Source organism: Buttiauxella sp. A111, from assembly GCF_014189855.1.
Taxonomy (GTDB): Bacteria; Pseudomonadota; Gammaproteobacteria; order Enterobacterales; family Enterobacteriaceae; genus Buttiauxella; species Buttiauxella selenatireducens.
Genome location: NZ_BJFN01000003.1, coordinates 394,684 through 420,533, shown reverse-complemented (window position 1 = coordinate 420,533; position 25,850 = coordinate 394,684). Strand labels below are relative to the sequence as shown.

Genomic DNA, 25,850 nt, shown 5'->3' with positions numbered 1-25,850 from the left:
GCGAATGAAGTTTCTTCATTCGCCGCTTCTTTTATGCAGCCCGGGTTTTGCGTTCCAGCATCTCACTGAGTGTGATGATGCGGCTGATCTCTTCCTGGGTGCGAGGATCGTTCTGGATTTCCCAGATATCCACATTGGTTTGCAAATTGAGCCAAAAATCCACGGAAGTATCAAACGCCTTAGCCAGTCTGAACGCCATGTCAGGTGTCAGTTTGCTGTTGTTATTGAGCAGCTTACTGACCGTGTTGCGATGTACCTGGAGCATATCAGCCAGATCGGTCACCCGCAGGCCAGTAGGTTCGAGATACTCGTATAAAAGCACGTCGCCGACGGTGGTAGGTTTACGTTGTGCCTGGACCATTATTCATCCTTATTGTGCTGTTTCTGACCGAATCATCTATACAATTTGTAACTGTGGTCATCGAGGTAAATATCGTGCGCTTTACCATCGCGCCAGATGAAGATCAGTCTGTACTGGCTGTTGACGCGTATTGATGAATAGCCATTTAACGGTGCTCTGAGATCTTCGTAACGATTTGCAGGAGGCGATCGCAAATCCTTATAGGTTACGGCTGCATTAATTAAATCTAACTTGCGTGCCAAAGTGCTGACGATATCGGAAGGAATTTTTCGATGATGTCTGGTGAACAAAAAGAAATCTTCAAGCCATGCATCTCTGAAACTGCTTATCGTGCGCATCTTCTCCATGATGCTGGTTCCATCTAAGTGATCGGATGGGCAGTAAAACATGAATTGCACTTTTGCACAGTTCAAGTGTGCGCCTTTGCGAAGCACTACGCAAACTTTTAATCAGTTAATTTTTCTTACCCGCGTCCCAAAGGCACAACTAGCGGCGTATGCGCCACAGGGTCTTCAATAATCATGCAGCGCAGGCCATAAATCGCCTCGATAAGTTCCGGGGTGACAATCTCGGTCGGTGCGCCTTCGGCCACAATTTTGCCATCGCGCAGGGCGATTAAATGCGTGGCGTAGCGGCAGGCCTGGTTCAAATCGTGCAACACTGCCGCAAGCGTAAAGCCTTGTTTTTGGTTCAGCTCACGGAGTAATTCGAGTAAATCAATTTGATGGCTGATATCAAGCCAGGTCGTTGGTTCGTCCAGCAGCAGGATGGATGTTTCCTGTGCCAGCACCATGGCAATCCAGGCGCGCTGTCGCTGGCCGCCGGAAAGGGTGTCAACCGGCTGATCGGCTAAATCTTCGATATTGGTCGCTTTCAACGCCCGCGCCACCGCCTGGCTGTCCTCTTCCCGCCAACGGGAAAACATCGGCTGATGCGGATAACGCCCACGCGCAACCAGTTCTGCCACGCTAATATCGCCCGGTGCGCTGGCGTTTTGCGCTAATAGCCCTACGCGTCGCGCCACCTCTTTAGTCGCGAAACGGTGTATTTCATTGCCATCTAACCAGACCTGGCCTTGCATCGGTTTCATCAGGCGGCTTAGCGTGCGCAGTAGTGTCGATTTGCCACAACCGTTGGGGCCGATAATTGCGGTAAATTGCCCGTCGGGGATGGCGACGGTTAAACCCTCTGCCACCACATGATTGCCATATCCCAGCGTCAGTTTTTCGCCATGTAGGCGCGATGGTGAGGAAATCTGACTCATTTCTTACGGGACTCCTGAATCAACAACGCAATTAAATAGATGCCGCCGAGGCTGACTGTGACCACTCCAACCGGCAGCTGATACGGCATGAAGAGTTGCTGGGCGCAAAGGTCTGCCGCCAGCAACAAAGTGGCACCACATAAGGCCGATTGCATCAGACCCCAGCGTGAGGTGCCGCTTAACCGGCGGGCAATGTGTGGGGCGACGAGAGCGATAAATGAAATCGGCCCGGCAAGCGCTGTCGCTGCGGCAGTCAGGATGACGCCTGTTAACATCAGCAGCAGGCGCGAACGCTCAACCGAAACACCCAATGCACAGGCGCTGTCATCGCCCATTTCCAGTAAACGCATACGGCGAACCAGTAACGCGCCTGCGATTAACGCCAACAACATCAACGGTGCGGCAGGGTAAATTTTGGCCCACGTCAAACCGTTGAGCGAACCGGCATTCCAGAGCCCAGCGGATATCGCGGTTTCCAGCGACGCGTGCAGTAACAGCCAGGTGTTAAACGCCACCAGCATGGCGCGAACGCCGATACCGATAATGATTAAACGGAAGGTTTCGATACCGTTACGCCAGGCGAGCATCCACACCACCAGCGCGGTGAAGATACCGCCAGCCATTGCTGAACCGGCAATCGCTGTCTGATGCTGACCAAACAGCACCATCGCCACCAGCACACCGCTCCAGGCACCGGTGTTAAAGCCCATGACATCCGGGCTGCCGAGGGGGTTGCGCATCAGCGACTGGAAGATGGCACCGCTTACGCCGAGTGCCGCGCCAATCAACAGCGCCATCATGACGCGCGGCAAGCGCCATTCGACCACCACTAAAGAGATATTGCGCGGCGCGAAACCGAGGAGTGCATCGATAACCTGGCGGGCTGAGAGCGGCAATACGCCACTGCCCAGGCTCCATAATCCGAGCGCACAGCTGAGAACGAATAAACACAGGCAACTCATTAACAGGCGAGGGGAAGGGGAATTCATTGCCCGACTCCTTTGCGGCTGCGGCGCACCAGATAAATCAACATCGGCGCACCGATAAACGCGCTGACGACCGAAACGCGCAGCTCGCCCGGCACCAACATGCGGCCAATAATATCGGCGAAAAGTAACAGTGCCGGGGTGGCAATCAACGTGGCGGGAAGTGACCAGCGGTGGTCAGCGCCCATCAGCCAGCGCGCCAGGTGCGGCATCATTAGGCCGATAAAAGCAATCGGCCCAACGGCGGCGGTAGCACTGCCACACAGCAACGTAATCGCGACTAAACCCAGTAGTTGGGTACGCGCAACTTTGCTGCCAAGTGCGGTCGCGGTGTCGGTGCCCATGCTCAGGCTGTTTAGCGAACGGCTGATAAACAGTGCAATCGCGCAGCCCGTCAGTACCGGCAGCACGATAATTTTCAGGGTTTCGAGGGTGCGAATATCCAGCGTTCCGGCTTGCCAGAATCGTAACTGGTCATAGACCACCGGATTTAACAGCGCGATGCCGTTGCTCATGCCTTCAAGCACCGCGCCAAGCGCCACGCCCGCAAGCGTTAAGCGCACCGGACTCAACTGCCCACCGCCCTGGCTTCCGGTAAAAGCCACCACCAGTGCGGCAGATAATGCGCCAGCAAACGCCAGCCCAAGTAGCGCAACCGGCGATGAAAGGCTCCACACGGCGGCACCCAATACAATGGCAAAGCTGGCACCGGCATTGACGCCAAGCAGGCCGGGATCGGCGAGAGGATTACGGGTCAGAGTTTGCATCAACGCGCCCGCAAGTCCGAGTGCGCCTCCGGCGAGAATGCCTGCCAGTGTGCGGGGGAGTCGGGCATCAAGCACGATGGTGCAATCAGCACTTTGGCACTGGCCGCTGAGTGCATCCATAACCACTGCAACGGGCAGCGATTTTGCGCCCAGCAGCAGGCTGAGAGTTGCCATCAATAACAGCAAAAACAATAAGATCAGCAGTATTGATAACCGCGAGACAGACATAACGTTCTTTCCCTGAAAAATTGCCCTCATCCCAACCTTCTCCCACAGGAGAAGGAGAAAACCGTACAGCCCCTTTCCCTTAGGAGAAGGAGAAAACCGCATATCCCTCAGGCGAAGGCGAACACCGATTTTTCCCCTCTCCCTGGGGAGAGGGTTAGGGTGAGGGGGGATTTGTCCCGCCAACATAAAACATTATCTGACGGTAAAATTAATGATAGTTATTATCATTATCACTCTTATTTGTTTATGTTAGCATGAGCCGCCTCGCACCTGGAAAGAAAAATTCGCTTTAAGGCCATGTAATGAACCGCAATTCTTTGTTGCTCAATCTGAGTTTGCTCAAGACCCATCCCGCTTTTCGCGCTGTTTTCCTCGCCCGTTTTATTTCAATTGTGTCTCTGGGGTTACTCGGCGTCGCGGTGCCGGTACAAATCCAGACGCTGACCGGCTCTTCCTTGCAGGTTGGGCTTGCGGTGACGCTAACCGGCAGCGCGATGTTTATCGGCCTGATGATGGGAGGCGTACTGGCTGACCGTCACGAGCGTCGTCGTCTTATCTTGCTGGCGCGCTCTACCTGCGGCGTGGGTTTTATTGGCCTGACGATTAACGCCGCTTTGCCGGAACCCTCGCTTGCCGCGATTTACCTGCTTGGCGTGTGGGATGGCTTCTTTGGTGCACTGGGCGTGACCGCATTATTAGCCGCAACACCCGCGCTGGTGGGGCGTGAGAATTTAATGCAGGCGAGCGCGATTACCATGCTTACGGTGCGCCTCGGTTCAGTGATATCACCGATGATCGGTGGGCTGTTGCTGGCGTCCGGCGGCGTGGTGTGGAACTACGCGCTGGCGTCAGTCGGCACCTTCATTACGTTATTGCCGTTGCTGAGTTTGCCAAAGCTGGCGCCGCCGCCGCAAGCGCGTGAAAACCCGCTGCTTTCGTTGTGGAACGGGTTACGTTTTCTGGTCGGTAACCCGGTTATTGGTGGCATTGCGTTAGTTGGCGCGTTGCTGACGATGGCGAGCGCGGTGCGCGTTCTCTATCCCGCGCTGGCAGGCTACTGGCAGATGAGTGCGGGCCAAATCGGTCTGATGTACGCCGCCGTTCCACTGGGTGCGGCCATTGGCGCATTGACCAGCGGGCGCATTGCCCATCATGCCCGTCCTGGCCTGATTATGCTGGCGGCGGGGATTGTTTCGTTTATCTCGATTGGCATGTTCAGCCTGATGCCGGTTTGGGGGCTTGGACTTGCCTGCCTTGCGCTGTTTGGCTATCTCAGTGCGATCAGTTCTTTGTTGCAGTACACCTTAATTCAGACGCTGACGCCGGACGGGATGTTAGGCCGCATTAACGGTTTGTGGACCGCGCAAAACGTGACGGGTGATGCGATAGGTGCCGCTATTTTAGGAAGCCTGACGGTGGCGATGACGCCGGTTGCTGCGGCAAGTTCGAGCGGGCTGGCATTGACGGTGTGCGGGGTTGTTCTGGCGATCGTTCTGGTGCAATTACGGCGTTATCAGCAAGCCGCTCCGGCTGAAGTGGTCTCTTCCCCTTCTCCTGGGGGAGAAGGAAGGGATGAGGGCGTCCAGGCCGATAACCGACGCTGATATTCAGGCAACGAATCCCCTCACCCACAGGAGAGGGGATTGTCCCGTATTCTACTTACTGGCAAATAACTGACTCATGCGCGCGAGTATCTGAGTGGCACTGTAATAATCCAGACGGAAAGTTTCGGTGCCCAGCGCATAAACACGCTTCTGTTGAACGGCGGGCAGATGCGAGAGCAAAGGGTTGTCTTCCAGCGCCGTGGCGTCTTTCTCATCGCTGGCGAACAGGAATAAGCTCTCGCCATTCAAACCCGCTGCCAGGTTTTCACCGCCGAGTTGCACGATGTCATGGCGCTTGCCCATGCTTTTGCTGGCCTGAATGGCCGCAGGCAACGTCGATAGTGTAAAGCCAAGTTGCTGGAGTAATTTCCCTTGCGCGGATTGCTCAGTCCACAGGTTCGCTGAGTGAGAAGCGGGCGTGTAAACCAGCGCGGTGACGGGCTGCGGCGGCAGCACCATGCGCTGTTTGGCTTCGTTTAATTGCTTATCAAAGCTTGCGATACGCTCAGCGGCTTGTTTTTCGTGCCCGGTTATCTCGCCAAGTTGAGTCAGTAATTGCTGCCAGCTTTTGTCGTCGTAATTAATCACCAGCGTCGGCGCAATCGCTGAAAGCTGGTCATAAAGGGCGAGGGCGGAATCACCGCCGGTGGCGCTTATCAAAATCAGGTCAGGCATTTGTGCGGCCACGGCTTCGGCGCTGGCTTCACCAATATATAAACGCTGAACATGACGCGCTTTAGCCACATCGCCCCACTGGCGCAAGAAACCTTGTGAATCCCCCATGCGATTGCCAGGCGTAGTCGCACCACTTGCCACTACCGGTGCGTCAATCGCCAATAGCGAACCGGTCAGCGTTACGCTTGTGGAAACAATGCGCACAGGAGCCTGCTCCAGCGTGTGTGTGCCGTGGCTGTCGGTAAGGGTTCGGGGCCAGTCACCGGCATGAGCGAGGTGGCTCAAACTTAACAATACAAGTGTGGGAATTGTTAAAAAAAATTTGACCTTTGTTGACAGCATGTACTTTTCTCTTTAGGTTACGACCCAGAAAAGCAAATGATAATCATTATTACTATCTTTTGTCATGTTTTTACGGAGAGTTCATGGAAACGTTACTGGCTGAGGAACGACTCGAGAAACAGCTAACACCTTGTGCAAATAGCTTTTTCTTTATGTCGCCATATCGGAGTTTTTCAACAAGCGGCTGCTTCGCTCGCCTTGATAGCCCGGCGCTGGATGGCGCAAATCCCCATGGTCACCTGCAAACAACATTGCGTGAAGCGTTTGAAAACGCCAAAAAACACGGTATCGAAAAGCCCGTGGTGGTCGGCGCCATTCCGTTTGATCCCCGCCAACCTTCAGCCCTGTTTATTCCCGAACGCTGGCAGCCGTTCTCACGCGCCGAACGACAGAACGACGCCCGCCACACCGGCGCGTCAAAACCGCTAAACATTGCTGCGCGTAAAGCGATTCCCGAACAAGACAAATTTATGGAAATGGTGGCGCAGGCCGCCGCCGCAACAGCGCAGCCAGATATCGACAAAGTCGTGCTCTCGCGCCTGATTGATATCGAAACCCAAACACCGATTGATCTCGATGGGCTGCTCAATAATTTGATTAGCCAAAACCCAACCAGCTACAACTTCCACGTCCCGTTACCGGACGGCAGTTCACTGGTGGGGGCCAGCCCGGAATTGCTATTACGCAAATCCGGCAAGAATTTTAGTTCGTTACCGCTGGCAGGTTCCGCCCGTCGCGACAGAGAAAATATCCAGCACGACGCAGAGATTGGCGCGCAACTGTTGCGTTCCACCAAAGACCGCCACGAACACGGACTGGTGACGCAGGCGATGCAGACGGTTTTGCAGCCGCACAGCCAATCGTTGACGCTCTCTGATACACCGGAACTGATCACCACGCCGACGTTATGGCACCTCGCCACTCCGATTTACGGCCAGATTAAAGACAGCCAGGACAATGCGTTATCGCTCGCCTGTTTGCTGCATCCCACGCCTGCACTGAGCGGCTTCCCGCATGATGTGGCGCAAAAACTCATTGCCGAACTGGAACCGTTTGATCGTGAACTGTTTGGCGGCATCGTCGGCTGGTGTGACGCCGAGGGTAACGGTGAGTGGGTGGTCACCATTCGCTGTGCGCGCGTAGGCGGCAATCAGGTGCGTCTGTTTGCGGGTGCAGGCATCGTGCCTGCGTCGTCGCCGGAATCGGAATGGCGAGAAACCGGCGTCAAACTATCCACCATGCTCCGGGTATTTGGGCTTAATTAAGGACGATTTTATGGCTATTCCTTTTACTCGCTGGCCGAACGAACTGGCTGCACTCTACCGTGAAAAAGGTTACTGGGCGGATTTGCCGCTGACCGATATCCTCAGCCGCCACGCGAACAATGACGCGATTGCGCTTATCGACGGTGAACGCCATTTCAGCTATCGCGAACTCGAGCAGGCAGCAACGCGCCTGGCATCGGCACTTAAACGCCGTGGTTTGACTACCGGCGAAACGGCACTGGTACAGCTTGGCAACGTGTCGGAACTGTACATCACGCTTTTCGCGCTGCTGAAAATTGGCGTGGCACCGGTGAACGCACTATTCAGCCACCAACGCACCGAAATGGAAGCCTACGCAAAGCAAATTGAGCCGGTGGTGGTGATTGCCGACCGCAAACATAATTTGTTCGCCCATGACGATTTCCTGGATGCGCTGTGCGAACAAAATCCGTCGCTGCGTATGGCGGTTTTGCTCAATGAAAACGATCGTGAACGTTCACTGAGCGCATTGATTAATGAGCCGGAAGAGAACTTTGTTGCCACACCATCGGCGGCAGACGAAGTGGCCTTTTTCCAGCTTTCCGGTGGCAGCACCGGCACACCAAAACTCATTCCACGCACGCACAACGATTACTACTACAGCATTCGTCGCAGTGTAGAAATCTGCCGCTTTGATGCGAATACTCGTTTCTTGTGCGCGATTCCTGCGGCGCATAACTACGCGCTCAGTTCGCCGGGTTCTCTGGGCGTGTTTTACGGCGGTGGGCGCGTGGTGCTGGCAAATGACCCGAGTGCCACACTGTGCTTCCCGCTTATCGAACGCCATAAGATCAACGTCACCGCACTGGTGCCTCCTGCGGTCAGCCTGTGGCTACAGGCGATTGGCGAGTGGGGGAGCAATCAGGCCCTGGAGTCGCTACAGCTTTTGCAAGTGGGGGGCGCGCGTTTGAGCGAAGTGCTCGCGGCGCGTATCCCTGCTGAAATTGGCTGCCAGCTACAGCAAGTTTTCGGCATGGCGGAGGGGCTGGTGAACTACACGCGCCTTGACGATGACAACGACCACATCTTCAAAACTCAGGGCAAGCCTATGTGCCCGGACGACGAAGTTTGGGTTGCAGATGCTGATGGAAACCCGCTCCCGCACGGTGAAGTTGGCCGCCTGATGACGCGCGGGCCGTATACCTTCCGTGGCTATTACCGCAGCCCTGAACATAACGCCCAGGCCTTTGATACCAACGGTTTCTACTGCTCGGGCGATCTGATTTCTATTGCCGAAGACGGTTACATCACGGTTCAGGGGCGCGAGAAAGATCAAATCAACCGTGGCGGGGAAAAGATCGCCGCCGAGGAGATCGAAAACCTGCTGTTACGCCATGAAGAGATCATTCACGCAGCACTCGTTTCGATGGAAGACAGCTTGCTGGGCGAGAAAAGCTGCGCGTTTATCGTCGGCCTTCGCCCGTTCCGCGCCGTAGAGATTCGCCGTTATCTGCGCGAACTCGGCATTGCGGATTTCAAGCTGCCCGACCGCATTGAAATTGTTGAGCATCTTCCGCTAACCGCCGTGGGCAAAGTGGACAAAAAATGTTTGCGCCAGTTGATTGCTGATAAGCAACTGGCTTCCTGATTGACGGAGAATTTATGGCTATTCCAAAACTGAACGCATACACCTTACCGACGGCAGCTGACATTCCAGAAAATAAAGTGAGCTGGGCATTTGAACCCGAGCGTGCGGCGTTGCTGATTCACGATATGCAGGAGTATTTCATTGATTTTTGGGGCGACAATTGCCCGATGATCCAGCAGGTTATCGCCAACATTGCCGCGCTGCGTGAATACTGCAAACGCCACAATATTCCGGTCTATTACACCGCGCAGCCTAATGCGCAAAGCGATGAAGATCGTGCGCTGTTAAACGACATGTGGGGGCCGGGCTTAAACAAACACCCTGAGCGCCAGAAAGTGGTGGCAGAACTGGCCCCGGATGAGCACGACACGGTGCTGACCAAATGGCGCTACAGCGCGTTTATCCGCTCCCCGCTCGAGCAAGCCTTAAAAGAGACGGGCCGTAACCAATTGATCATCTGCGGCGTGTACGCCCACATCGGCTGCATGACCACCGCAACCGATGCATTTATGCGTGATATCAAACCGTTTATGGTGGCCGACGCGCTGGCTGATTTCAGCCGCGAAGAACACATGATGGCGCTGAAATACACTGCGGGCCGTTCCGGTCGCGTGGTGATGACTCGCGACTTGCTGCCAGAATCAGCCCCGCAAAGTAAAGCGCAATTGCGCGAACTGATATTGCCGCTGCTTGATGAATCTGACATTCCTGAAGACGACGAAAACCTGATTGATTACGGCCTGGATTCAGTACGCATGATGGCGCTGGCAGCGATTTGGCGCAAAATCCACGCGGATATCGACTTTGTCATGCTGGCGAAAAAACCGACTGTTGACGCCTGGTGGGCGCTGCTGTCACGGGAAGTGCAGGCATGAAAATCGACTTTAGTGGCAAAACCGTCTGGGTAACCGGGGCGGGCAAAGGCATCGGCTATCACACGGCGCTGGCGTTTAGCGAAGCGGGCGCGGACGTTATCGGTTTGGACCTTGCCTTCCCGCTGGAGGTTTACCCGTTTGCCACCGAACAGCTTAACGTAGCGGATGCAGGCCAGGTGGCGTGCGTATCTCAGCGTCTGTTGACCGAGAAACCGCAGTTGGATGTGTTGGTCAATGCGGCAGGTATTTTGCGTATGGGGGCAACCGATGCGTTGCCACTGCAAGACTGGCAGGACACCTTCGCGGTTAACGTCGGTGGTGCGTTCAATCTGTTCCGCGCCGTGATGCCGCGCCTGCGTGAACAGCGTAGCGGGGCGATTGTGACCGTGGCTTCTGACGCAGCCCACACGCCGCGCACCGGAATGTCTGCCTATGGCGCGTCGAAAGCGGCGCTGAAAAGCCTGGCGTTAACGGTTGGCCTGGAACTGGCTCCATTCGGCGTGCGCTGTAATGTGGTGTCGCCGGGCTCGACCGATACCGACATGCAACGCACGTTGTGGAAAACACCGGACGCCGAACAGCAGCGCATTAAGGGCTTCCCGGACCAGTTTAAACTGGGTATTCCGCTGGGCAAAATCGCCCGTCCGCAGGAGATCGCCAGCACGATTTTGTTCCTCGCTTCAAAACACGCCAGCCACATCACCTTGCAGGATATTGTGATTGATGGCGGCGCTACGCTTGGAGCTTAAATGAGCATCTGGAAACGCGAAATGACGCTTGAGGCGTTAAACCAAACCAGCAAAGGGACGATGGTTGAGCATCTCGGCATCGTCTACACGCGCATGGATGGTGAAAGCCTGGAAGCTGAAATGCCGGTGGACACGCGCACTCAGCAGCCGTTTGGTTTGCTGCACGGCGGCGCATCGGTGGTGCTGGCGGAAACGCTGGGTTCAATGGCTGGTTTTCTGACGACCAGCGAAGGGCAGTGCGTAGTGGGAACGGAAATTAACGCCAGCCACCATCGTGCCGTGGCGTCAGGCTCGGTGCGCGGGGTGTGTAAGCCGCTGCACCTGGGGAAATCTTCCCAGGTGTGGGAAATTGCTATTTTTGACGCACGCGATAAGCGTTGTTGCACCAGTCGTTTGACGACGGCGATATTGGGTTAAACCACCCTCACCCTGGCCCTCTCCCTGAGGGAGAGGGGAAGGATCGAGTTTTGATTTTCGCCCTCTTCTTGAAGACGAGAGGATTGACTGAGTTTTGATTTCCCCCTCTCCTGGGGGAGAGGGTTGGGGTGAGGGCATTCTTTGATTTTCTCGACCAGCAAGGAGTGAGTGCACTCCAGAATCTCCCCACATAGTGATCACCTTAACAAGCTGATGTAAAGACCTGGTCAAACCACTGTATTCTAACGTTTCATTATTGTTAAATCCGCGTGATTGTTCTAGAACAAAACGGTAACACCCTCTGCTTCTGGCCTGACACATGGAAAACAATTATGAATAACCCAGGGAAACACCTCGTCTGGGCGGTGCTTGCACTGATAGGTGCATTCGCGCTCGGCTATATCGCACTCAATCGTGGCGAGCAGATAAACGCATTGTGGATTGTGGTTGCCGCAATCTGCGTTTACCTCATCGCTTATCGTTACTACGGCCTGTTTATCGCTAAACGTGTCTTAACCGTTGATGCCACTCGTATGACGCCAGCTGTGCGCCATAACGATGGCCTGGATTATGTCCCGACGGACAAAAAAGTGTTGTTCGGTCACCATTTTGCCGCGATTGCTGGAGCGGGTCCGCTGGTCGGGCCGGTGCTTGCCGCGCAAATGGGGTACTTGCCTGGCATGCTCTGGTTATTGGCGGGCGTGGTGCTGGCCGGTGCGGTACAAGATTTTATGGTGCTGTTTGTCTCAACCCGTCGTGACGGGCGCTCGCTGGGTGAACTGGTGAAAGAAGAGATGGGCAACACCGCGGGCGTTATCGCGCTGGTCGCCTGTTTTATGATTATGGTCATCATCCTGGCGGTGCTGGCGATGATCGTGGTGAAAGCCTTGACCCACAGCCCATGGGGGACATACACCGTCGCATTCACGATTCCGCTGGCGCTGTTTATGGGCGTGTATATTCGCTATCTGCGCCCAGGGCGCATCGGTGAAGTGTCGGTTATTGGTCTGGTGATGCTGATCTTCGCCATCATCTCCGGCGGCTGGGTGGCGGAAAGCGAAACCTGGGCACCGTACTTTGACTTTACCGGTGTACAACTGACGTGGATGCTGGTGGGCTACGGTTTTGTGGCTGCGGTTTTACCGGTTTGGCTGCTGCTGGCACCGCGTGATTATCTCTCTACCTTCCTGAAAATCGGGACCATCATTGGCCTGGCAATCGGCATTTTGATCATGCGTCCTACGCTGCAAATGCCATCGCTGACTAAATTCATTGATGGCACCGGCCCGGTCTGGACGGGTGACCTGTTCCCGTTCCTGTTTATCACCATCGCGTGTGGTGCAGTTTCTGGCTTCCACGCACTGATCTCTTCCGGCACTACGCCGAAAATGCTGGCTAACGAAAACCAGGCCTGTTTCATCGGTTACGGTGGCATGTTGATGGAGTCGTTTGTGGCGATTATGGCGCTGGTGGCCGCCTGTGTTATCGACCCAGGCGTGTACTTCGCGATGAACAGCCCAATGGCGGTACTGGCTCCGGCTGGCACCACGGATGTAGTGGCGTCAGCGGCCAGTGTTGTCAGCAGTTGGGGCTTCCAGATTACCCCGGAAACCTTAACTCAGATTGCTAATGACGTCGGCGAGCAAAGCATTATTTCTCGTGCGGGTGGTGCACCAACGCTTGCAGTGGGGATGGCGTACATACTGCATGGCGCATTGGGCGGCCTGATGGATGTTTCATTCTGGTACCACTTCGCCATTCTGTTTGAAGCCCTGTTTATTCTGACGGCGGTAGATGCCGGGACGCGTGCGGCACGCTTTATGTTGCAAGACCTGCTGGGGGTTATCTCCCCAGGCCTTAAACGTACAGACTCGTTGCCTGCGAACTTACTGGCAACCGCGCTTTGCGTCATGGCGTGGGGTTACTTCCTGCATCAGGGCGTTGTTGACCCACTTGGCGGTATCAACACCTTGTGGCCGCTGTTTGGTATCGCCAACCAGATGCTGGCAGGTATGGCGCTGATGCTGTGTGCGGTCGTACTGTTCAAGATGAAGAAACAGAAGTACGCGTGGGTGGCACTGCTGCCAACGGCCTGGCTGCTATTCTGTACTCTGACGGCAGGTTGGCAAAAAGCGTTCAGCCCGGACAACAAAGTGGGCTTCCTCGCGATTGCTAACAAGTTCCAGGCGATGATCGACAGCGGCAAGATCCCGGCGCAATACACCGAGTCGCAGCTTTCTCAACTGGTGTTTAACAACCGTCTGGATGCGGGTCTGACGATCTTCTTTATGGTGGTTGTGGTGGTGATTGGTCTGTTTGCGATTAAAACCGCGCTGCAAGCGCTGAAATCGGACACGCCAACCGCGAAGGAAACACCATACGAGCCGATGCCAGAAGATGTTGAACAAGTTGTAGCGCAGGCGAAGAGCGCGCACTAATTGAGATTGGCCCTCCGCCCTCACCCTAACCCTCTCCCCCAGGAGAGGGGACTAAACCTCCTTTCCAGGGAGTGAGGGGATCGCGCTTCTCCCCCTCTCCAGGGGGAGAGGGCCGGGGTGAGGGGGACCAACAAGAACAGGAGTCACCATGTTCGACACCCTCGCGAAAGCAGGAAAATATCTCGGCCAGGCCGCTAAACTGATGGTTGGCGTTCCTGATTACGATAACTACGTGCAACACATCCGTCTGACGCATCCGGAACAGACGCCGATGACTTACGAAGAGTTTTTCCGCGAGCGTCAGGATGCGCGATACGGCGGTAAAGGCGGCGCTCGTTGCTGTTAATCTAAGGAATATGACATGAATCAAGCGGTATCTGTCACCCTCTTAACGGGCTTTCTCGGCTCCGGGAAAACCACACTTCTCAACTATTTTCTCGCCCATAACGGTAACGAACCCGTCGCCATTCTGGAAAATGAATTTGGTGCCGTAAATATCGACGGAGCCTTACTCAAGAGCGGTGAAAACGTCAACGTCGTGGAATTAAGTAACGGCTGCGTCTGTTGCAGTGTGCGAGGTGAGTTCACCGCAGCACTCAGAGAAATGCTGGCAAAGCGCGCGGCGGGTCAGTTGAAATTTGAACGGTTGATTGTTGAAACCACGGGTCTTGCAGACCCCGCGCCTATCGTCCAAACCTTCTTTGTTGATGATTATTTACGTGAAGCGTTGCGTCTTGATGCCGTCATCGCGTTGGCGGATGCAGAGCACATCTCTCGCCAGTTGGATGAACATGCAGTTGCCGCGGCACAGCTCGGTTTTGCCGACAGAATTTTGCTGACTAAAGCGGATCGCGTTGACGATGAAACCAAACAGCTGGCGCTGGAACGTATTCATCGGATCAACAACAAAGCGGATCTTTTTGAGATCGTGAACGGTGAATGCCCGGCAGATCACTGGCTCGATCTTAATGCCTTTGAACTGACCGATAGCATCGAGATGTCCGCAGAATTCCGTGTGATCCGCGCAGATTTGAACCATCTCGTTAGCTTCCAGCCGTTCCGTAAACCCTCGGCAAAACGCTCATGGGATGATGCGATTCAGGCTCACGTATTTGATGCCGGAATGCTGGATGTGAAAAAAATTGGTGCGTTTATGGAAAGCTGTATCGCCCGTTTCGGCAACGACATGCTGCGTTACAAAGGTGTTCTGGCGATTGCCGACCATCCCCAGCGCCTTATTGTTCAAGGTGTGCATAAAGTGGTGGGCTTTGATTATGGCTCGGCCTGGCATCCAGACGAATCACGGGTTTCACGCCTGGTGATTATCGGGCGTTATCTGCCGATTGACGAACTTCGACAGCAATTTGCGGCAACAACCATTTAAGTACTGTGATCTCACGCACGGTTTTTAGCGTCGATGAATAAAGCGGTTGTACGAAACGAAGCAGTGTGGTTGTATAAATTTCGACGTTAAAAACGCACAACACATATTCAGGACCCAAATGACTACATTCACTCGCAACGCTAACCTACTACTAACCGCGCTACCAGCCGCGGTGGTCGTCGTGCGTGTGGTGGTGGTCGTCGGCAATGCGCCGTAGGGTCTGAATCAACGCATCGATTCCAAAACCCCGCCGGCGCAAACCGGGCGGGGTTTCTTGTTTTAGTCCCCCGGCCAAAAGCGAAACGGCATAAGAAGAAGGACTGGAGCAATGGCAATATCGGAAAACCCACCGCAAGCACACCGTATTACGGGCGCACAATTAATTGTGCAACTGCTTGAACATCATGGCATTACCACCATCAGCGGTATTCCCGGTGGCACCGTCCTGCCGCTCTATAACGCACTCAGTCAAAGCCAAAAAATTCGCCATATTCTGGCGCGTCACGAACAAGGCGCAGGCTTTATGGCGCAGGGGATGGCGCGAACGCAGGGCAAAGCCGCCGTATGTATCGCCTGTAGCGGCCCTGGTGCTACCAACCTGGTCACAGCCATCGCCGATGCGCGCCTCGATTCCATCCCGCTGGTGTGCATTACCGGCCAGGTGCCAAAATCGATGATTGGCACCGATGCGTTCCAGGAAGTCGACACCTACGGCATCTCCATTCCTATCACCAAACACAACTACCTTGTCCGCGATATCACCGAACTGCCGCAGGTCATCTGCGACGCGTTCCGCATTGCTGAGTCTGGCCGCCCTGGCCCGGTATGGATTGATATCCCAAAAGATGTCCAGACCGCTGAAATCGATATCAGCGCACTGCCGCCTGTTTCAGCCCATACTCCAGCGCCCCAGTGTGAAGCACAGCAAATTGCCGATGCGGTTGAGATGATTAACCAGGCGCAGCGCCCGGTATTGTATCTGGGTGGTGGGGTTATCAATGCCCATCGCCGCGCCCGCGAACTGGCTGAAAAAGCGAACCTGCCGACCACCATGACGCTGATGGCGCTCGGGACGATCCCAGCGAAACACTCGTTATCTCTGGGCATGCTGGGCATGCATGGAGCGCGCAGTACCAACTACATTTTGCAGGAAGCGGATTTGCTGATTGTCCTGGGCGCGCGTTTTGATGACCGCGCGATTGGCAAAACGGAAGAATTCTGCCCGAACGCAAAAATCATTCACGTTGATATCGACCGCGCCGAGCTGGGTAAAATTAAGCAGGCGCACGTGGCGATTCGCGGGGATGTTGGTGAGGTTCTGGAGCAATTACTGCCAAAAGTCGAGGCCCAACCCCGCCTGCAGTGGCTGCAACAAGTGGCGGGCTTGCAGCAGGAATTCCCGTTCAATATGCCGGGTGCCGACAATCCATTAACCCCTTATGGTCTGATTAATGCGGCTGCTGCGTGTGTTGATGACGAAGCGATTATCACTACCGACGTAGGGCAACATCAAATGTGGGTGGCTCAGGCGTATCCGCTGAACCGACCGCGCCAGTGGCTGACTTCTGGCGGCCTGGGGACCATGGGCTTTGGCCTGCCTGCCGCAGTGGGTGCGGCATTAGCCGAACCCAACCGCAAAGTCCTGTGCTTCACCGGCGACGGCAGCATCATGATGAACATTCAGGAAATGGCGACCGCTGCCGATCATAATCTGGATGTGAAAATTATCCTGCTGAACAACCAGGCGCTGGGGCTGGTACACCAACAGCAAACGCTGTTCTACCAGCAGAATGTTTTTGCGGCGACCTATTCTGGACAAACGAACTTCCTGAAAATCGCTGAAGGTTTTGGCCTCGCCACCTGCGATTTGAACGCCGCAGAAAACCCGCAAGCGGCGTTACAAGACGCCATTTCGCGCCCAGGCCCATGTCTGATTCATGTGCGCATTGATGCCAGTGAAAAAGTATTCCCGATGGTGCCGCCAGGCGCTGCCAACATTGAGATGATTGGAGAGTAAGCCATGCAACAACTAACCGTTATTCTGGAACTTACGGTGAGCAACCATCCGGGCGTGATGTCTCACATTTGCGGCCTGTTTGCCCGCCGTGCTTTTAACGTCGAAGGGATCCTCTGTCTGCCCTTGCCGCAGGGTGATCAGAGCCGAATCTGGCTACAAGTCGCGGACGACCAGCGCCTCGAGCAAATGATAAGCCAAATCGACAAACTCGAAGATGTGGTGCAAATCAGGCGCGACGCTGACGGTGCGGGCGTGTTTGGTAAGCTGGCAGCATTGGTGCAGTAGGATTTTGGGCGGATGGCCGAGCGTGCTATCCGCCCCGATTACGCGCCAATAGCTTGTTGTAAATGCCCGGCAATCTCACTCATATTTCCCGCAGATCCATGCCCAATCACCATAAACTGATGGGTTTTATCGGCCCAAAACACAATGTTCATGCCCAGCCTTTGTTCACTTTTGGCAGCCATGGGTTGGCCTGCGTTTCCTGTAATGCACAGGGCTAATGGGCCGCTGGCCGGATCAAGCCAGGTAATTTGCGCAATACGACGATCCTCATAAGCCAGCGTCCGTGCGTTTTTCAGTGTGGCGTCAGGCAACATCATTTTTTCGCTCGTTAGCGTGAGTCCTAATTGCTGACCCGTCGAGTGCAGTTGGTTTTCCAGTGCTTCAGGCAATGGTGTGTCTACTAGTGTTTCTGGGGTATACAACGCCATGTACTGAGCGACTAATTCGCGCCAATTTTCTTCAGGTTGAGAGAAGTGCAGAAAAGCACGATCGCCAATCACACCTAAGGCCAGAAAACTCACCGCTGCGGCAATAAGCTGGCGTCGGGATACCGCAGCCGTTGGGGGAGTGAGATAGGCCGGCAAGCGAGGGGCAGGAGCCGCATCCAGCAGGGGGGCGAAAGCGGATTTAAACGGTAGACTGCTGCGCTCCAGGAGCACCAAACGTTCAGCCAAAAGCGCATCATGACTCAAGCGTTCTTCCAGCGCCTGACGCTCGGTTGGGCTCAGTTCATTATCCAGATACGCCACCAGCAGCTCATCGGTATTGACAGTAATTGTCATGAACCTTCTCCTTTTACAGAGCGCGAATCAGGCTGAAGTGCTCGGTCCTGAGATAATGTCAGCCGTGCGGTGGCGAGCCTGCTCATCACGGTTCCGACAGGAACATTGAGAATTTGGCCCGCCTCGCGATAGGACAACTCTTCCACATACACCAGAAATACCGTGTCACGCTGGGCTTCGGGTAAACGAGCCACTCGTTTCATCACGTCGTTTGTCCAGATAGGGTCGTCGCAGCTTTCGCTTCCCGTGAGTTCGTCGATATCCACAAAACCTTGCCCGCGGCGGATAAGCTGCGAGCGCACTTCATTGAGCCAGATGGAGTGCAGGATGGAAAAGAGCCAGCTATCCATCCTGCTGCCCACTTCAAACTGTGCGGCGCGTTCAATGGCTCGCACACAGGTGGCCTGCACTAAATCATCGGCAATATCTCGCTGATGGGAGAGCACCAGCCCATAACGCCACAGGCGTGAAAGGTATTGCGCAAGGTCACGGCGTATCGCTTCGCTACTAATTTTTGCCTCCGATTATGATTCGGGATGGCCGTCGATGGCTGCGGACAAATCGCGATACTCCTCACAACTGGTGCCACACAGGGATTTGATGGCGGCAAGCTGTTCACGAGCGAGATCGGGACGATTTTTTATCATGTACGCTTCCCCCAGATATTCGCGGACTTTGGGGTATTTCGGATCAAGCGCCACAGATTTTAAATAATAGCTGATCCCTTCGTCGGTACGGCCCAGTTTGCGGGTGGCATAGCCGCGATAGTTCAGGGCTTCTGCGGTGTTTTGATCTTTCAAAGTGTTGAGCATATCCAGCGCTTCCTGGTAGCGGCCCGCTTTTGCCAGTGCGTACGCATAATCGGTGCGGGATTCATCCCCAATCATCCCGCCTTTATCGACCATGCATGTTTTGGTTTTCGAGTCATAAATTTGCCCTTTAGGGCAAGTTGGAGGAACCGGTTCGTCGTTGCTACCTCCCATTGCCTGAGCGTAGCCGGAAAACAGCAGAAAACTGGTCGCCATAGCGGGAAGGAGTTGGCGGTATAAACGCTTCATGATAGTACCCTCGTGGTGTTCGGTAACCAGTAAACACTCGGGACCGCGAATTTATTCGTTTTATTTTTCTTCGCTGCAAGGATTGTTCTGAGTTGCCGGGCAAGCCCGTATTCAACTTCTATACTTGATGTTCGTGTCAATAAAAGAGGAGCGATTACATGACCATTCATAAGAAAGGGCAGGCTCACTGGGAAGGTGACATTAAGCGCGGTAAAGGGACTGTTTCCACCGAGAGCGGTGCGTTAAAACAACAGCCCTATGGTTTTAACACGCGTTTTGAAGGCGTTGCCGGTACCAATCCGGAAGAGTTAATTGGCGCGGCGCACGCAGCCTGTTTTTCGATGGCACTTTCGCTAATGCTTGGCGAAGAGGGCTATACGGCGGAAAGTATCGATACGACAGCCGATGTCTCGCTGGATAAAACCGACGGTGGCTTTGCCATTACCAAAATTGCGCTAACCAGCAACGTCAAAGTGCCGAACGCGGATAGCGCGTTGTTCGATAAAATTATTCAGAAAGCCAAAGCCGGTTGCCCGGTATCGCAACTGCTAAAAGCTGAAATTACCCTCGACTACAAACTTAACTAATACTCAGCAAGCGCTGTCCCCGGTAAATCCCGGCGGCAGCGCCGCATTTCCGTATCGCAAGCCTAGAAACCCGCAGCCATTGCGTGCGGCGACAGAATCTCTTTCAGGCCTTCACGCACCAGCAGCTCTGGGCTGATTTCAGCGATAGATTTTACTCCGGTCAACGTCATCGCAACGCGCATCTCTTTTTCAATCAGATTGAGCAGATTGGTCACACCCGCCTGGCCATGGGTCGCCAGCGCGTACAGATAAGCGCGACCCAACAATACGGTGTCAGCACCGAGTGCAATCATGCGCACCACGTCCAGGCCATTACGAATACCGCTATCGGCAAGGATCGCGATATCCCCTTTTACCGCATCGGCAATGGCGGGCAGGGCGCGGCACGACGACAATACGCCGTCGAGCTGACGGCCACCGTGGTTGGAAACCACAATCCCATCAGCCCCGAAACGCACCGCATCTTTGGCATCTTCAGGGTCGAGAATACCTTTGATGATCATCGGACCGTCCCAGAACTCGCGGATCCACTCCAGATCGCTCCAGGAAATTGACGGGTCGAAGTTATTCGCCAGCCAACCAATATAATCTTCAAGACCCGTGGGTTTACCCAGATAGGCAGAGATATTCCCCAAATCGTGCGGGCGGCCATTCAGGCCCACATCCCATGCCCATTGCGGGTGGGTCACGGCCTGCCAGTAGCGACGAAGTGCGGCATGTTGCCCACTCATGCCCGAGTGCGCGTCACGGTAACGTGCGCCTGGAGTGGGCATATCCACAGTAAAGACCAGCGTAGAACAACCTGCGGCTTTGGCGCGCTCCAGCGCATTGCGCATGAAGCCACGATCTTTGAGCACGTAGAGCTGGAACCACATTGGGCGGTCAATCGCAGGCGCGACCTCTTCAATCGGGCAGACGGAAACCGTAGAAAGCGTAAACGGAATACCTTTAGCGGCGGCTGCTTTCGCCGCCTGAACTTCGCCACGGCGTGCGTACATCCCGCACAAACCCACTGGTGCCAGGGCAACCGGCATCGACAGCGTCTCATTAAACAGTTTGGTCTCAAGGCTCAGTGCGGACATGTTTTTCAGCACGCGCTGCTTTAACGCTACCTGCGCCAGGTCGTCAACGTTACGACGCAATGTATGTTCAGCATAAGCCCCACCGTCAATGTAATGGAACAGGAATGGCGGCAGAATGCGTTTTGCAGCGGCGCGGTAATCAGTTGCAGCAGAAATAATCATGGAATTTCGTCCCTTTTTACGTCGGTATCTTCATCGGGCAGGCGGCTGATCCGCGCCTGTCGAGCTTCGTCTTCATGCAGGTTTTTGATGGTGGTATGGACAAACCCGAGGTGGGTTTTCGCCGCGAGGCGTGCGCGTTCAGGATCGCCGGCCAAAATAGCCTGCAGCAGTTCGTTATGTTGTTCGGTGAGCCCCGCAAAAATAGCGGGCACGGTGTACATGCGTTGGCGGCTGTGCATCACAGAAGATTGCAGCAGGTCGAAAAAGCCGCGCATCGTCTGAAGTAACACGATGTTATGCGAGGCTTCGGCAATCGCCAGATGAAAGCGCACATCGGCCTGGGCGGCCAGATCAGGATCGTCGCTTTCTTTGAATTTCACCGTCGCGTCAAAGCAGGCAATGAGCTTCTCTTTATCAGCCGGGGTTGCACGCATTGCGGCATACCAGGCGGTGCTGGCTTCTATTGCGTGCCGCGCTTCCAGAATGTCATAGCGATAGTTTGGATCGTTCTCAACCAGCGTTTTGAGTGGCTGCACGATGCGTTGCTCAGACCAGGCCTGAACTTCGTAACGCACAAACGTACCGCCGCCACGACGGCTAATTAATACGCCTTCGCTGATCAGTTTTTGAATGGCTTCACGAAGAGATGAACGCGAAACGCCCATCTCGGCGGCCAGCTGGCGTTCGGCGGGCAACCGCATACCCGCCTCCAGCTTACGTTCGTTAATTAATGCTTTTACGCGCTCAACCAGATGGTCGGCCAGGCGCGGTTGGTTGCTCATCAAGGGATCATCCAGGTTAAGACATAGGCCTGAAGCGTTGTGATAACGCCGACCATGCAGGTGAAAATCAGGCTGTGTTTGACGGTGAAGCGGAACAGGTCAGATTCGCGACCCACCAGGCCTACAGCCGCACAGGCGATGGCGATGGACTGTGGCGAAATCATCTTGCCGGTTACGCCACCGGTGGTGTTAGCCGCAACCAGCAGCAGATCGGACACGCCGATTTGTTGCGCGGTTGTTGCCTGTAATGCCGCAAACAGCGCGTTGGAAGAAGTATCTGATCCGGTCAGGAATACCCCCAGCCAGCCCAGGAACGGCGAGAAGAAAGTAAATGCGTGGCCGGTATGAGCCAGCGCCAGAGCAAGCGTTGCCGACAGACCGGAATAGTTTGAGATGAACGCGAACGCCAACACCATGCCAATCGAGTAAATAGGCAGAGCCAGTTCTTTCAGCGTTTCACCGAAAGTTTCGATCGCAGCTTTCGGCTTCATGCGCAGATAAACAATGGAGATAAGTGCAGCGACCAAAATCGCAGTTCCGGTTGCAGAGAACCAGTCAAACTTATAGACCGCGGCATAGGCCATGCTGTGCGCCACGACAGGTGGCATCTTCTCAACCATTTTGTCGAGGAACGGCACGGAGATGTTAAACACCCAGTCAGCCATGGCGCCGCCCGGTGCGAACAGCGCTTTAAACGGTGGAATACTCCACAGAGTGACGGTCGCCGTCAGGAAGATAAACGGCATCCAGGCGCGCACCACCTGGCCTAAAGTGTAGTTTTGGCGAGCCAGAGTTTGGTCGGTAACCGATGCGCCAATATCGCCAAAGCGGAAGATTCGAACGGGCTTCCAGACGCGCAAGAATGCCGTCAAACACACCAGAGAAACCAGCGAAGAGATAATATCCGGCAGTTCCGGGCCAAGGAAGTTAGAGCTGAGATACTGTGCGATAGCAAACGATCCGCCCGCTACCATCACCGCAGGCCACGTCTCTTTAATGCCGCGCCAGCCGTCCATAATCGCCATAATCCAGAACAGCACAATAATTGTCAGGAACGGCAACTGGCGGCCCACCATCTGGCCGATTTCAAAGCTGTCGAGACCGGTAACCTGGCCCGCAACAATAATGGGGATCCCCATCGCACCAAACGCGACCGGCGCGGTGTTCACTATCAAGCACAGGCCTGCGGCGTAGAGCGGGTTAAAGCCCAAACCTACCAGCAATGCGGCGGTAATCGCCACGGGTGCGCCGAACCCGGCAGCCCCTTCCAGAAACGCACCGAAAGAGAAACCGACGATGAGCATTTGCAGACGTTGGTCGGGCGTGATGGACAGAATCGACGAGCGAATAATGTCGAACTGCCCGGTTTTCACCGAGATTTTATAGACGAATACCGCTGCGATAATAATCCACGCAATCGGCCACAATCCGTAGAAGAAGCCGTAAACCACTGACGATAAGGCGCGGTCAACCGGCATGCGGTAGAAAAACAGGGCAACGAGCAATGCCAGGCCAACAGTGATGGTGGCGGCGGTATAACCTTTCATGCGCAATTTAATCAGCGCAAAAAAGAAGAAAATAATCGGAATAGCAGCGATGAGGCTTGATAGCCAGATGTTCCCTGCCGGGTCGTAGACTTGTTGCCAGGCTTGCATGCAGGACTCTCCAGAAAGTGATGTACTTATTATTTTTCGCTTTATTGGTAGGACCAATCTGGCGATGTAGGGGAAGTAATGCGTAAAGGTTAATCTTTTGTTAACCGATGGCAATAAGCGTGTAACTAATTTTGTTGGTATGGGTAAACCAGTCACATTTTTGGCTGGATTGGTAGGACCAATATTTGAGGGGGATTTGAAGCAGAAGTGTTAGCACCACCCGCCGGTTTTACCTTGTTACCGGCGAATGGCATTTTGATGACCTGCTCTATGAGGTCTGCGGTTTAAGGGCTTGTATCCGCCAGCGAGCAATATCAGTGGCGATGAACAACAGCAGACTGACGCCCATCACCGGCAAAGCCATGCCCAATAGCAGGGCAATAATCACCATGACGCTGCGCCAGACGAGTGGCAGAGCAAGCCACGCCTCGCTGAGTGTTTGTGCGGGATGGCTCGCAGACATTGCCGGGCGTCTGAGCCACCACATGCGGTAACCCAGAAGGATCATCCCGCATAGACCAAAACCAAACGCTGCCAGCAACAGCTGATTCGGCAGCCCGAATAGCACTCCCATGTGAGCATCAATTCCCCAACGTGTGAGTTTGGCAACCATTGGGAAATCAGCGAAATAAGTCCGGTCGATGACCTTAAAGCCATTCGGATCGACCGCCGCCGTATCGACGTGAGTCGGCCACGCGCGGTCAATTTCAGTCACAGTCCAGGCTTTGCCTGCTGAACGCGGTGCGCGGATTTCCACCTTGTCAGATTCAATTCCCGCAGCGCGAGCGGCGTGGAGCACCTTGTCCCAGTGACTGTCATTCGTTTCAGGCATCACCATTCCCGGCATCATGGCGTGATGTTCCGCGTGAGGGTCGGAGTGCTGATGGCTTGTTTGCGGGCTCAGCGCGGTATTGACCTGCGGCGTCATCCAACCCAGCGAACTGCGCATTTTGTCGATATTCTCTCCTGCCCACTGTGACCAGGTCAGCCCGGTTGCGGAGAAAAAGAGCAGCCCGAGCAGTAGCGTGCTACCCAGCGTAATGTGCCAGTGGCGTGCTTTTCTTTGCGGGGTCTGCCGCACTTTCCGCACTCTTTTTGGGCGTGACGTTAACCACAGAATCACGCCACCTAATGCGGCAATCCACAGCCACGAAGCCGCCAGTTCGCTGTAAATACGCCCTGTTTCTCCCAACAATAAACCGCGATGGAATTGGTCAATCCAGGTACGCAGCGGGAGCACACCGCTGGTGCCGTACACCGTCATATCTCCCTGAATGGCCAGTGAGGCCGGGGCGACAAAAATAGCTCTCGATTCGGACTCCCCTAATGCCGGGTCGACAAACTGCACGCGTGTTGTATCGCCAGTTTGCGGGGCAGGGCGCACAGCGTAAATAGCAGCATCTTCGCCGATATATTTGCGTGCTGCGGCAATTTGCTGTGAAAGGGGTTGGTTTTCTCCAGCATCCTTGGTGTGCAGTGCCTGATGATAAAGCGCATTCTCAATTTGTGGTGTCAGTACATAGAGTGTGCCCGTCAGGGCTGCGACGAAAATAAACGGGCCGATAAACAGGCCGATGTAAAAATGCAGGCGACGCACAAGCGTTAGCAGCGCTCCACGACAGGCGAGCTGAGAGTGATTCACAGACATAGTTATCCTCTGTAGAACAGTGACGTTAATGGGTATTTTTTAACGAAACGGCACGACAGGAGGGGCGCGGGGCAGAGCGTCGGCATCGTCATGCTGAGCCAGAAGTGGGGCGATAACGGGTGGGGGGAGTACGCGTGAAATGCGCCATGCCAGCCAGATAAAAGGAATAAACAGCCAGACAATCAGCGGGATATGCAACAACAGTTGACAGTATCCACAGGCAATATCGTCCATCAAAGATGCGCCTGCACCCGGCATCAGATGCGAAGAGGCGGGCATTTTCATTGCCCCCATTTCCATCATCTGGCTACTTGAGTGGCCTGCCATCTGATGTTCACCGTCCTTCGCGACCCGCGAGTGCTCCAGTGATTTTGAAATCACAGGGGCGATAAAAAGCATCAGCATCGCCAGCAACGCGAGCGCTGATAACCATTTATGGCGCGAAAGAGTGAAAAGTGACGGCAATCGGGCAATTCGCAAGTGGCTTTTTGTTGCCGGATTGTACCCTGGTGGCGGTAGGTTGTTAAAAAATAGTTAGTGATAATGTTCGCTTTTTTTGGTCAGAGTTGAGGAGGCCTTTGCTGACAACCGATCTTATCGAAATGCACACCTGTTTGAATGTTTAAACGTTAATGCATTATTTAAATCGATTTGTAAAAAGTCTGATTCTAATTTGTTAATACGACAAAAATTAAATCTTCTCATTCATAATCTGAATATTTCTGGTGCAATTAATTAATCGGTATTTTTTAATCAATTCAAAATCATTTAGATCGGCTTAATAAATAACAAAGCAATGCTAATAGCTGG

At 54.4% G+C, this 25,850-nt stretch carries 27 protein-coding genes; 13 read left to right on the top strand and 14 right to left on the bottom strand.

Translation table 11 applies throughout. The features are described from left to right. Nucleotides 1-31: 31 nt before the first annotated feature. The 5 genes from BSPA111_RS11280 to fepD form a co-directional block, all read right to left on the bottom strand. The gene (locus BSPA111_RS11280) at nt 32-361 is read right to left on the bottom strand and encodes a HigA family addiction module antitoxin (protein WP_183271247.1); all 330 of its coding nucleotides are present in this window, start codon (nt 359-361) and stop codon (nt 32-34) included. 32 nt (nt 362-393) lie between these two features. Further along, the gene (locus BSPA111_RS11275; RefSeq protein WP_183271246.1) at nt 394-708 is read right to left on the bottom strand and encodes a type II toxin-antitoxin system RelE/ParE family toxin; all 315 of its coding nucleotides are present in this window, start codon (nt 706-708) and stop codon (nt 394-396) included. A 116-nt stretch (nt 709-824) separates the two neighbouring features. After that, nucleotides 825-1,625 (bottom strand): iron-enterobactin ABC transporter ATP-binding protein, encoded by an 801-nt coding sequence (fepC, locus tag BSPA111_RS11270; protein ID WP_183271245.1) that lies wholly within the window; start codon nt 1,623-1,625, stop codon nt 825-827. Next, the gene (gene fepG / locus BSPA111_RS11265; protein WP_183271244.1) at nt 1,622-2,614 is read right to left on the bottom strand and encodes an iron-enterobactin ABC transporter permease; all 993 of its coding nucleotides are present in this window, start codon (nt 2,612-2,614) and stop codon (nt 1,622-1,624) included. The genes fepC and fepG overlap by 4 nt, the downstream gene beginning before the upstream one ends. After that, complete coding sequence (gene fepD, locus BSPA111_RS11260) at nt 2,611-3,606, bottom strand: Fe(3+)-siderophore ABC transporter permease (RefSeq protein WP_183271243.1); 996 nt, start codon at nt 3,604-3,606, stop codon at nt 2,611-2,613. The genes fepG and fepD overlap by 4 nt, the downstream gene beginning before the upstream one ends. Before the next feature lie 302 nt (nt 3,607-3,908). Between fepD and entS the strand changes: the two genes are divergently transcribed. Beyond that, the gene (gene entS / locus BSPA111_RS11255) at nt 3,909-5,210 is read left to right on the top strand and encodes an enterobactin transporter EntS (RefSeq protein ID WP_183271242.1); all 1,302 of its coding nucleotides are present in this window, start codon (nt 3,909-3,911) and stop codon (nt 5,208-5,210) included. Between the two features lie 51 nt (nt 5,211-5,261). Here the strand turns inward: entS and fepB are convergent, their stop codons facing one another. Continuing rightward, nucleotides 5,262-6,227 (bottom strand): Fe2+-enterobactin ABC transporter substrate-binding protein, encoded by a 966-nt coding sequence (gene fepB / locus BSPA111_RS11250; RefSeq protein WP_183271241.1) that lies wholly within the window; start codon nt 6,225-6,227, stop codon nt 5,262-5,264. Nucleotides 6,228-6,310: 83 nt separating this feature from the next. Here fepB and entC point away from each other — a divergent pair, with 83 nt between their 5' ends. The 11 genes from entC (at nt 6,311) to ilvN (ending at nt 17,284) form a co-directional block, all read left to right on the top strand. Further along, nucleotides 6,311-7,492 carry an isochorismate synthase EntC gene (gene entC, locus BSPA111_RS11245; protein ID WP_183271240.1) on the top strand — a complete coding sequence of 394 codons (1,182 nt, stop codon included), beginning with the start codon at nt 6,311-6,313 and terminating at the stop codon, nt 7,490-7,492. A 10-nt stretch (nt 7,493-7,502) separates the two neighbouring features. Continuing rightward, on the top strand, nt 7,503-9,119 hold the full coding sequence (locus tag BSPA111_RS11240) for a (2,3-dihydroxybenzoyl)adenylate synthase (RefSeq protein WP_183271239.1): 1,617 nt from the start codon (nt 7,503-7,505) through the stop codon (nt 9,117-9,119). A 14-nt stretch (nt 9,120-9,133) separates the two neighbouring features. After that, the gene (locus BSPA111_RS11235; RefSeq protein ID WP_183271238.1) at nt 9,134-9,994 is read left to right on the top strand and encodes an isochorismatase; all 861 of its coding nucleotides are present in this window, start codon (nt 9,134-9,136) and stop codon (nt 9,992-9,994) included. Further along, entirely contained in the window at nt 9,991-10,743 is a 753-nt protein-coding gene (gene dhbA / locus BSPA111_RS11230; RefSeq protein ID WP_183271237.1) for a 2,3-dihydro-2,3-dihydroxybenzoate dehydrogenase, read from the top strand. Before BSPA111_RS11235 ends, dhbA begins: the two co-directional genes overlap by 4 nt. After that, a complete protein-coding gene (gene entH, locus BSPA111_RS11225) occupies nt 10,744-11,160 on the top strand; it encodes a proofreading thioesterase EntH (protein WP_183271236.1) in 417 nt (138 codons plus the stop codon). 332 nt (nt 11,161-11,492) lie between these two features. Further along, nucleotides 11,493-13,598, top strand: coding sequence for a pyruvate/proton symporter CstA (gene cstA / locus BSPA111_RS11220; protein WP_183271235.1), 2,106 nt, complete (start codon nt 11,493-11,495; stop codon nt 13,596-13,598). Between the two features lie 148 nt (nt 13,599-13,746). Continuing rightward, nucleotides 13,747-13,944, top strand: coding sequence for a YbdD/YjiX family protein (locus BSPA111_RS11215; protein ID WP_034456870.1), 198 nt, complete (start codon nt 13,747-13,749; stop codon nt 13,942-13,944). A 15-nt stretch (nt 13,945-13,959) separates the two neighbouring features. After that, nucleotides 13,960-14,982, top strand: a complete 1,023-nt coding sequence (locus tag BSPA111_RS11210) for a GTP-binding protein (RefSeq protein ID WP_183271234.1) — start codon at nt 13,960-13,962, stop codon at nt 14,980-14,982. 118 nt (nt 14,983-15,100) lie between these two features. After that, complete coding sequence (ivbL, locus tag BSPA111_RS11205) at nt 15,101-15,199, top strand: ilvB operon leader peptide IvbL (protein WP_183271233.1); 99 nt, start codon at nt 15,101-15,103, stop codon at nt 15,197-15,199. 111 nt (nt 15,200-15,310) lie between these two features. After that, on the top strand, nt 15,311-16,999 hold the full coding sequence (gene ilvB, locus BSPA111_RS11200) for an acetolactate synthase large subunit (protein ID WP_183271232.1): 1,689 nt from the start codon (nt 15,311-15,313) through the stop codon (nt 16,997-16,999). Between the two features lie 3 nt (nt 17,000-17,002). Continuing rightward, entirely contained in the window at nt 17,003-17,284 is a 282-nt protein-coding gene (gene ilvN, locus BSPA111_RS11195) for an acetolactate synthase small subunit (protein WP_183271231.1), read from the top strand. Between the two features lie 38 nt (nt 17,285-17,322). Here ilvN and BSPA111_RS11190 read toward each other — a convergent pair whose 3' ends face one another. Genes BSPA111_RS11190 through BSPA111_RS11180 form a run of 3 tightly spaced genes read right to left on the bottom strand, consistent with a single transcriptional unit; the run spans nt 17,323 to nt 19,124 of the window. Further along, entirely contained in the window at nt 17,323-18,066 is a 744-nt protein-coding gene (locus BSPA111_RS11190) for an anti-sigma factor (RefSeq protein ID WP_183271230.1), read from the bottom strand. Next, complete coding sequence (locus tag BSPA111_RS11185) at nt 18,063-18,563, bottom strand: RNA polymerase sigma factor (RefSeq protein ID WP_255459267.1); 501 nt, start codon at nt 18,561-18,563, stop codon at nt 18,063-18,065. Before BSPA111_RS11185 ends, BSPA111_RS11190 begins: the two co-directional genes overlap by 4 nt. A 27-nt stretch (nt 18,564-18,590) precedes the next feature. After that, nucleotides 18,591-19,124, bottom strand: a complete 534-nt coding sequence (locus BSPA111_RS11180) for a tetratricopeptide repeat protein (RefSeq protein ID WP_183271229.1) — start codon at nt 19,122-19,124, stop codon at nt 18,591-18,593. A 158-nt stretch (nt 19,125-19,282) separates the two neighbouring features. Here BSPA111_RS11180 and BSPA111_RS11175 point away from each other — a divergent pair, with 158 nt between their 5' ends. Continuing rightward, nucleotides 19,283-19,711 carry an OsmC family protein gene (locus BSPA111_RS11175; protein WP_183271228.1) on the top strand — a complete coding sequence of 143 codons (429 nt, stop codon included), beginning with the start codon at nt 19,283-19,285 and terminating at the stop codon, nt 19,709-19,711. Between the two features lie 62 nt (nt 19,712-19,773). Here the strand turns inward: BSPA111_RS11175 and lldD are convergent, their stop codons facing one another. The 5 genes from lldD to BSPA111_RS11150 form a co-directional block, all read right to left on the bottom strand. Further along, nucleotides 19,774-20,955: an FMN-dependent L-lactate dehydrogenase LldD gene (gene lldD, locus BSPA111_RS11170; RefSeq protein WP_183271227.1), complete on the bottom strand. Its 1,182-nt coding sequence runs from the start codon at nt 20,953-20,955 to the stop codon at nt 19,774-19,776. After that, a complete protein-coding gene (lldR, locus tag BSPA111_RS11165; protein WP_183271226.1) occupies nt 20,952-21,737 on the bottom strand; it encodes a transcriptional regulator LldR in 786 nt (261 codons plus the stop codon). The genes lldD and lldR overlap by 4 nt, the downstream gene beginning before the upstream one ends. Continuing rightward, entirely contained in the window at nt 21,737-23,392 is a 1,656-nt protein-coding gene (lldP, locus tag BSPA111_RS11160; protein ID WP_183271225.1) for an L-lactate permease, read from the bottom strand. The genes lldR and lldP overlap by 1 nt, the downstream gene beginning before the upstream one ends. A 268-nt stretch (nt 23,393-23,660) precedes the next feature. Then, entirely contained in the window at nt 23,661-25,040 is a 1,380-nt protein-coding gene (locus BSPA111_RS11155; protein WP_183271224.1) for a PepSY domain-containing protein, read from the bottom strand. A gap of 39 nt (nt 25,041-25,079) precedes the next feature. After that, nucleotides 25,080-25,505, bottom strand: coding sequence for a DUF2946 domain-containing protein (locus BSPA111_RS11150; RefSeq protein WP_183271223.1), 426 nt, complete (start codon nt 25,503-25,505; stop codon nt 25,080-25,082). Between the last annotated feature and the right edge of the window lie 345 nt (nt 25,506-25,850).